This is a genomic window from Ruminococcoides bili (genome assembly GCF_040093295.1).
Classification (GTDB): Bacteria; Bacillota; Clostridia; order Oscillospirales; family Acutalibacteraceae; genus Ruminococcoides; species Ruminococcoides intestinale_A.
Window position 1 is genome coordinate 1 of record NZ_JBBNJY010000074.1, and the last position, 3955, is coordinate 3955.

A 3955-nucleotide genomic window follows, 5' to 3' on the forward strand; every position below is an offset into this window, starting at 1 on the left:
GTATGCCATTGAAGATATTTTCAACTTTTTTAAAATTTCATTCTTACTAAAACTTAATCTATCAAAAAAATAGGGACCGTTTCAAATTTCACTCATTTGCGACAGCCCCTGTTATTATGAAATATGGTAAATATGGTTATTTTTGTAAAGATAAATGTTTCTTGATATAATTAATTTAAGTAAAATTTCTTTTATAAGATATAATATATATAACTTGCTAATCATCAGTATTGAAGTCACCTATACATTCGCTATTAAAATTTTTAATAACTGACTGATACTTTTTTATCATTGTATTACTAACTTTTTTTATAGTCACAGCATTTCTGCATATGTTGTCAATTTTATTATTGTCGAGTACGTTTAATGCACCAGTAATATCCACATTTTCAATAAATAGATTAGTGTAAAAAGATTTTTCACTTAAACGCAATGCGTGTTGAAATATTTGCTGAAACGAAATATTTTTATCCCTCCATATATCATTATCATTATTAAAGTTTATATTTAAAAGGATAGAAAAAACAGATATCATAGCTTCATTATAGTAACTGTTACAAATTTTTTCACAATACAATTTATCTCTTTTAATTAGTTCGAAAATTATATCGCTATTGTGTATTTTATCCATGCTTTTTACTATTTTTTCTTTGTATTTGATTAACAAATCAATAAAATCATTACGATATATAACATCATCGACAACTTGCATAGACAAAATTAATATATTAAATACATTGAAATTAGAATATTTATCATTTAATTCTTCCTTTGCTTTTATAAACATAAGTTCAATTATCTTCTGGTATTTTTCTTCTGATTTTTGTTTTAACATTGCAACTGTCAATTCAAATACTTCTGAGTCAACATCAAATAACATAAGTTTTTCCAAAATATGATTTTCGTCGTTAAATCGCACAAATATATATTGAGAGTAAAAATATTCGAAAAACGAGCGATGGAAAAATTTGAATTTATTTTCTTCCGAAGCGGGAACGAACAACTCTGTTCGGTCAGAACAGAATTTTATAAATTCTTCAATAGCATTTTCGGTACTAACCTCATTATCATATTTCGATTTATAAATTTTTAATAATTTTTCCAAAATGATTTTTTTATCCACTGGGGTATTATTTGGAAAACACATATCAGCTAATTCCATAAAAGTATTATCCTTCATTAATGGAGCAATTTTCCCCCAATTATACCTATTAACCGTTTTATCCTTTTCTCGTTTGTTAGAAATATATTCAAAGCATTTTTGATATAATTCCAGTTTATTTTCAGGCAATTCTTTTTCAGATTTATAAATGTTCACTAATAAAGATAAAACCAAAAAGCTATTTAAGAAACCTTTATCAATTAATTTTTTAGTTTGTTTCATAAATGTATCTTTATCATTTTTTTCAAATTTTCCTAATGATATTATATTGTCTACATATTTTTCTATTTGTTTATCATTAAGTGGTTGAATCGCTATCACCTCAACATCATTTTCTGGAATAAATCCTCTATCTCTAGAAGTAATACATATTTTGTTATTTGGATTTTGATTTTTCAGAAAAGGTATTAATGTTTCATGTAATTCATCTCTTTTTGTCTTTTCAACTTCATCTAAAGCATCAAATAATATAATACACCTACCCATTTGCAAATAATGTCTTATTAACTCAAGCGAAATTTTTGATTCATCCATCAAAGTACTAGACTTCATACTATTTTGCAGAAATCTTTCAACAGAAATAGGAGAGTCTGCGTTGTTTGGGTAAAACGATTTTAATTCACCTCTTATTATCAAATATTCATCACTTTTAAAAATATTCAAATCAGAAAAATCATTAATTAGTTTTTGTAAAAATAAAGATTTTCCATATCCAGCACCACCTGTAATATATACTATATTGTTATTATCAAATATGTGTTTCCAATCATTTGAATGATCTTTAGTGTAATCGTCAGTATATATATTGTTGAGCATAATATTATATTCAAAACGATTGTATTTTACAATATCATCTTTTATAGTTTCTATATGTTCAGTTTCAAGCTCCTTAAAGTATATCAATTTTTCAGATATAATTTTTTTGTCAAAAGACAAATTAACAATGTTATTTTTTTTTAGTATTGGTGGTACATAAAATCTATCAAATTGAAATTTGTCCAATAAATATATATGGGCTTCAGAATTTTTAGATTTCAATATATTATGATATTCATCTTTTATCTGTAAAAAATTATTATTTTGTGCGACGAACTTAAAAGTATTATTTTGTGTCAAAAATTTTCTAAAATCGTTAAGCTCTTGTTCTATGTTATTATATAAAAAGCTCATTCGACTGGTTATTAAAATAATTTCTGATTTATTAGGTTGATCTAATCCATTGAATATAATAGCTTTAACATTGTTAGTAATATATTTAAGATATTTATTAATTTGTAATTGAGAAATTGAACTCAAGGATTCGTTCTGTACATATAATTTATAAATTTTATTTGATAATTCATTTAAGAATTCATTTTCAGAGCTAGGACTAGATTCTTTAGTGCTTATTCCAACTTGATAAAGTGTGTAAGTTTGTATCATATCGACTATTTGTGGAGTGTTTTGGATTTTTTCTAATATCCCCGTTTCAGCTAATAACAAAAATTCTTCCGGTACCTTAATCTTTTTTATTTCATTATCAAAATAATCTTTTTGTTCTCTTTTTATGAAAGCTTTATCATTAATTGATTTTGCAATATCATATATAATATTCGCTGTAATGCTATATAAAATGTTATTAATTGCGTCCATAATGGTCACCCTTTCTTTTGCACGTTACTAAATATAACATAACATTCGACTTTTTTCAATAACTTTTTTTATGATTTTATTAATACTTTTAAGAAATTTGTATTAAATTATCGGAATTCTACAAGAAATAAAATTCTTTTTTCTAATTAATTTAAAATTTGTGGCTCTATAATAAAAGTTGGGGTAGCAACAAATAGAGCCTACAAAATAATAAAAAGTAAAAAAGTAGAGCATATTTGAAAAAAATCCTATAAAATGAAAGTGACTAAACAACCATTTTGGAGGATGTCAAATATGCTCTTTACTAATTGTATCGAAAAATTAACAGGTTTGCAAGGTCTTGAAATAAAAAATATTGAAAACACAGATAATAAAATACATATTTTTTGTCAACTAAAACGCAAGCATCACAAATGCCCGTGTTGTAATGCAATAACTAATACCATACACGATTATCGTGTACAAGTTATCAAGGATATTCCTGCTTTTGGTAAGAAATGTTTTATTCATCTTAAAAAGAGAAGATACCGTTGTTCTTGCGGTAAGCGCTTTGCTGAAAACAACTCGTTTCTTCCTCGTTATCACCGTATGACTAACAGGCTTTCGACATATATCATTGACTGATTAAGGGAAATAACTTCATTTTCATCTATTGCCAGAGAGGTTAACCTCTCTGTTAGTACTGTTATCAGAATATTTGATTTCGTTTCATATTCTCCTAAAAAACTTCCTGTCGCTCTTTCTATTGATGAATTCAAAGGTAATACAAACCGTGAAAAATATCAATGTATACTCACTGACCCTGTTAACAAAGTGGTTTTAGATATTCTTCCAAAAAGATATGAAAGTTATCTCACTAAATACTTTAACGCATTTTCAAAAGTCGAACGCAGTAAGGTTAAGTACTTTGTTTCTGATATATAGAAACCTTACTCTAATATTTCATCTGTTTGGTTTAAAAATGCTACTCAAATTGTTGATAAATATCATTGGATTCGGCAAGTTATCTGGGCTTTTGAAGCTGTTCGCAAACAAGAGCAAAAGAAGTTTAGCAAATCTCATCGCAGATATTTTAAGAAATCCAGAAAAGGGGCTGTCGCATTAACACCCTCAAAAAGAAAAACCGGGTAGCCCGAAAGGGTTGCCCGGTTAGTGCTTTCT

At 26.5% G+C, this 3955-nt stretch carries 2 protein-coding genes and 1 pseudogene; 2 read left to right on the plus strand and 1 reads right to left on the minus strand.

Annotated features, from left to right (window positions below; genetic code table 11):
* Positions 1-217: 217 nt before the first annotated feature.
* Entirely contained in the window at positions 218-2794 is a 2577-nt protein-coding gene (locus tag AAAY30_RS11250) for an NACHT domain-containing protein (RefSeq protein ID WP_499215965.1), read from the minus strand.
* 294 nt (positions 2795-3088) lie between these two features.
* On the opposite strand from AAAY30_RS11250, the gene AAAY30_RS11255 reads away from it, so the two are divergent.
* Positions 3089-3418 carry a transposase family protein gene (locus tag AAAY30_RS11255; protein ID WP_499215964.1) on the plus strand — a complete coding sequence of 110 codons (330 nt, stop codon included), beginning with the start codon at positions 3089-3091 and terminating at the stop codon, positions 3416-3418.
* 120 nt (positions 3419-3538) lie between these two features.
* Positions 3539-3925, plus strand: a pseudogene (locus AAAY30_RS11260) (transposase).
* Positions 3926-3955: the final 30 nt, after the last annotated feature.